This window comes from uncultured Methylobacterium sp. (assembly GCF_964244095.1).
Lineage (GTDB): Bacteria > Pseudomonadota > Alphaproteobacteria > Rhizobiales > Beijerinckiaceae > Methylobacterium.
This window is the reverse complement of record NZ_CAXTHR010000221.1, coordinates 1-4,403: the sequence shown is the minus strand read 5'-3', so window position 1 is coordinate 4,403 and position 4,403 is coordinate 1. Positions and strand designations below refer to the sequence as shown.

The window sequence follows — 4,403 nt, the reverse complement described above, 5'->3', positions numbered from 1 at the left end:
CGTTCCTCTACGTCTCCGGGGTCTGGACCGCGATCCTGCTCGGCACCGCCTTCACCGGCGTCTACGCGTGGCGGGTGGCGGAGGAGACCCGCCAGCTCGCCCAGGCGCTCGCCGCGACGGAGTTGGTGCTCGCCCGCGAGCAGCACCTGTCGCAGCTCGACGGGCTCGCGGCAGCGGCCGCCCACGAACTCGGCACGCCGCTCGGCACCATCATGGTCGTGACGAAGGAGCTGGTGCGCCAACTCGGGCCCACCGCCTCGCCGTCGGTCGCCGACGACCTGCACCTGCTGCGCGAGCAGGTCGACCGCTGCCGCGGCATCCTGTCGAAGCTGACCTCGCTCGACGGCGACGGCGCCGGCTTCCTCGAAACGCTGAGCTTCAGCCACCTCGTCGAGGAACTGGTGGCGCCCCAGCGGGCGATGGGCATCGCGCTCGACGTCTCGAACCGCGGCGACGGGCCGGAGCCGGCCTGCCGCCGCAACGCCGGCGTGATGTTCGGGCTCGCCAACATCCTCGACAACGCCGTCGACTTCGCCGACGCCCGCGTGATCATCGAGGGCCGCTGGACGCTGGACCGGGTCTCGCTGGAGATCCGCGACGACGGCCCCGGCTTCTCCGGCGAGGTGCTGCTGCGGGCGGGCGAACCCTACGTCACCACCCGCAGCCGGGACCGGACGCAGGCTCAGGGCCAGGGCGGCGACACCGTCGGCGCCGGCCTCGGCCTCGGGCTGTTCATCGCCAAGACCCTGATCGAACGCTCGGGCGCGCAGATCAGCCTGTCGAACGCCTCGGCGCCGGGCGCGCGCGGCGCGCAGGTGCGGATCTCCTGGGCCCGTCACATCTTCGAGAGGGGCGCCGCACCGCGGCATTCCCCCGAATTCGGCACGGTCCCGCCCCTGCCCGCGGGCGATGTCGCGCCTATATAAGGTGCTGATCGAAAACAATGAAATGTTAAAGGAGCGGCGCATGCTGACCCAGACCGGCCATTCGGCCAGCCCCGAGCCCGTGACCCTGAGCGACACCGATCCGCTGGCCGCGTTCTCCGACCGCAGCCTGCTGATCGTTGACGACGACAAGCCGTTCTCGACCCGGCTCGCCCGGGCGATGGAGGCGCGCGGCTACCACGTGCAGGTTGCCGAGAGCGTGGCCGAGGGCGTCTCGGCCGTCGAGGCCCGCCCGCCGGCCTTCGCGGTGATCGACATGCGGCTGGGCGACGGCAACGGCCTCGACGTGATCGCGCGGCTGAAGGAGCGCCGCCCGGACGCCCGCGGCGTGATCCTCACCGGATACGGCAACATCGCCACCGCCGTGACGGCGGTGAAGCTCGGTGCCTTCGACTACCTCGCCAAGCCCGCCGACGCCGACGAGATCCACGGCACGCTGATGGCGCAGCCGGGCGAGCGCGCCGACCCGCCCGAGAACCCGATGTCGGCCGACCGGGTGCGCTGGGAGCACATCCAACGCGTGTACGAGCTTTGCGGCCGCAACGTCAGCGAGACCGCGCGACGGCTTAACATGCACCGTCGCACGCTGCAGCGCATCCTCGCCAAGCGCGCCCCGCGCTGAGCGCGGAGCCGCCGCTGGGACGGTGGCAGTCCTTGGCGGTTGCACAGGGTGCAACGATCGCGCTACTGCCGCCGGAGCGGGTCGGGTGCGCACCGGCGCCGCGCGTAGGAGCCGGAGACCGTGAACACCCGCAGCCTGATCACGATCGTCAGCATGATGGTGCTGGTCGGAACGGAAGTCTTCGCCGTCGCGATCGCCGCCGGCTGGGCCATCGCCGGCCTGTTCGACCTCGGCGACACCGTCGGCCACGGGCTGATGGCGCTGTTCAGCCTGTTCGCGGCCTGGATCATGCTGCAGCTCTGGCAGCGGGCGACGAGCATCGAGCCCCTGCGCGCCGCGCCGGGGGCCGTGCGCCGGTGAGGCGGGACCGCCGGTCGCCTCGCGCACACCGCCTCATCGCGTTCGACGCGGATCGGCGCGGCGGTCCGCGCCGCGCATCGCACGTTCCGCTCAGGCAGGGTCGCAGATCATGAAAGCCCGCATCCTCGTCACCCTGAAGACCGGCGTCCTCGACCCCCAGGGCAAGGCCATCGAGGCGGCCCTCAGGTCCTTCGGCATCGACGCGATCGAAGGGGTGCGCCAGGGCAAGGTGTTCGACATCGAAGTGACCGCGCCCGACCGCGACGGGGCCGAGGCGACCCTGAAGACGGCCTGCGAGAAGCTGCTCGCCAACACCGTCGTCGAGAACTACGCGATCGAGATCGCGTGATGCACGCCGCGATCGTGGTCTTCCCGGGCTCGAACCGCGATGCCGACGTCGCCCGGGCCTTGCGGCTTTCCGGCGCCGCGGTCTCGACGGTCTGGCACGCCGACACCGCGCTGCCCGCGGGCACCGACCTCGCCGTGCTGCCGGGCGGCTTCTCCTACGGCGATTATCTCCGTTGCGGCGCCATCGCGGGACGCGCCGCCGCGATGGACGCGGTGAGGGCGCACGCCGCCCGCGGCGGCCTCGTGCTCGGCATCTGCAACGGCTTCCAGATCCTGTGCGAGGCCGGGCTGCTGCCGGGCGTGCTGATGCGCAACGTCGGTCGCCGCTTCATCTGCCACCGGCAGACCCTGCGCGTCGAGCGCGCCGACACGCGCTTCTCCAGCGCCTACGCGAAGGGCGCGGTGATCGACGTCTGCGTCGCGCACGGCGAGGGCAATTATTTCGCCGACCCCGAGACGCTCGCCCGGATCGAAGGCGAGGGCCGCGTCGCCTTCCGCTACTGCGACGCGGACGGGCGACTGACGCAGGCCGCCAACCGCAACGGCTCGCTCAACGCCATCGCCGGGGTCTATTCGGAGGGCGGCAACGTCCTCGGGATGATGCCGCACCCGGAGAACTTCGTCGAGGGTCTCGTCGGCGGCACCGATGGGCGCGGGCTGTTCCAAAGCCTCGCCGCCTGATCGGGGCGGGAGGATCGTCCCTCGCCCTGCATCCGCCGAACGGTCCGTGCGCAAGCCCGTCGTCGGGCGCGCCGTTAACCAAGCCTTAAGCTTTCTCATTCATGAAGGAAGCATTCCAGATGTCTGGATGTCGAGTGAGACTTCCGTCGCACTCTGTTTGATGCCTCCCTGAGACTTCAAAGCCGCCCCACGGGGCGGCTTTTTTTGTGGTCGGGCCGATGGATCGCGGGAAGCCCTGCAGGGGCCCTTCTCCCAGGGGGAGAAGGTTACGTGCCCTGTCCGGAAAGTGCTCGCCCCCCACCCTGTCCCTCCCCCGCTGAGGGTGTGGGGACCCGCGCCGCTTCAGGCATCGCTCCGTAGGATCACGAACCCGCGCGGCACGGCCTAAAGACCGCTCAGTACAACCCGCCGGCCTGCGCCGCGCGGTCGGCATCCGCGGGGACGGCGGCCGGGGCGGCGGCCTGTCCGGCCGGCGCCGCGTAGGAATCCGGCGGGGCGGTGCCCGGCTTGAACGCCTCGAGGATCGTGCCCGCGCCCTCGCCCGAGCCGGCGCGCATGCCGGAGCCGAGCGCCACCCGGATCAGCTTGATCCCCGGCGGCACGCGGAACGGCGTCGGCGGCTTGTCCTTGAGCGCGGTCTTGAGGAAGTCGAGGGCGATCGGCGCGGCGAGTCCGCCGCCGGTGGCGCGGTCGCCGAGCGAGCGCGGCTTGTCGAAGCCGAGATAGATGCCGACCGCCAAGTCGGGGGAGAAGCCGACGAACCACGCGTCCTTGGCGTCGTTGGTCGTGCCGGTCTTGCCGGCCAGCGGCTTGCCGACCTGCTTCAGGATCGTCGCGGTGCCGCGCTGCACGACGCCCTCCATGATCGACACCATCTGGTAGGCGGTGAGCGGATCGAGCACCTGCTCGGAATCGTCGACGAGCTTGGGCTCGTCCTGGCCGGACCACTTCTCGGCGTCGCACCCGACGCATTTGCGGCCGTCGTGGCGATAGATCGTCTCGCCGACCCGGTCCTGGATGCGGTCGATGAGCGTCGGGCGGATGCGGCGGCCGCCGTTGGCGAGCATCGAGTAGGCGGTGACCATGCGCATCACCGTGGTCTCGCCGGCGCCGAGCGACATCGGCAGCACGGGCAGCATGTCGTCGTAGACGCCGAAGCGGCGGGCGTACTCGGCGATGAGCGGCATGCCGACATCCTTGGCGAGCCGCACCGTCATCAGGTTCTTCGAGTGCTCGATGCCGTAGCGCAGCGTGTGCGGGCCGCCGGACTTGCCGTCGTAGTTCGAGGGCGTCCACGCCTCCTGGCCGGGGCCGGCCTCGATGGTGATCGGTGAATCCTGCACGATCGAGGACGGGGTATAGCCGTTGTCGAGCGCCGCCGAGTAGACGATCGGCTTGAACGAGGAGCCGGGCTGGCGCATCGCCTGCGTCGCGCGGTTGAACTCGGA

The 4,403-nt window shown here is 70.9% G+C and carries 6 protein-coding genes; 5 read left to right on the top strand and 1 reads right to left on the bottom strand.

The annotated features are described in order from the left end of the window. From ACFE86_RS21375 to purQ, 5 genes are all read left to right on the top strand, one after another. A partial coding sequence (locus ACFE86_RS21375; RefSeq protein WP_375457327.1) for an ActS/PrrB/RegB family redox-sensitive histidine kinase occupies window positions 1-926 on the top strand: 926 nt, incomplete at its 5' end. A 40-nt stretch (window positions 927-966) separates the two neighbouring features. After that, window positions 967-1,566, top strand: coding sequence for an ActR/PrrA/RegA family redox response regulator transcription factor (locus tag ACFE86_RS21370; protein WP_375457326.1), 600 nt, complete (start codon window positions 967-969; stop codon window positions 1,564-1,566). A 120-nt stretch (window positions 1,567-1,686) separates the two neighbouring features. After that, window positions 1,687-1,926, top strand: a complete 240-nt coding sequence (locus ACFE86_RS21365; protein ID WP_375457325.1) for a hypothetical protein — start codon at window positions 1,687-1,689, stop codon at window positions 1,924-1,926. 109 nt (window positions 1,927-2,035) lie between these two features. Next, a complete protein-coding gene (gene purS / locus ACFE86_RS21360) occupies window positions 2,036-2,275 on the top strand; it encodes a phosphoribosylformylglycinamidine synthase subunit PurS (protein WP_375457324.1) in 240 nt (79 codons plus the stop codon). After that, window positions 2,275-2,955 carry a phosphoribosylformylglycinamidine synthase subunit PurQ gene (gene purQ, locus ACFE86_RS21355; protein WP_375457323.1) on the top strand — a complete coding sequence of 227 codons (681 nt, stop codon included), beginning with the start codon at window positions 2,275-2,277 and terminating at the stop codon, window positions 2,953-2,955. The genes purS and purQ overlap by 1 nt, the downstream gene beginning before the upstream one ends. Before the next feature lie 395 nt (window positions 2,956-3,350). On the opposite strand, the gene ACFE86_RS21350 is transcribed toward purQ, so the two are convergent. Beyond that, window positions 3,351-4,403 (bottom strand): penicillin-binding transpeptidase domain-containing protein (locus ACFE86_RS21350; RefSeq protein ID WP_375457322.1); only part of this gene is annotated, 1,053 nt, incomplete at its 5' end.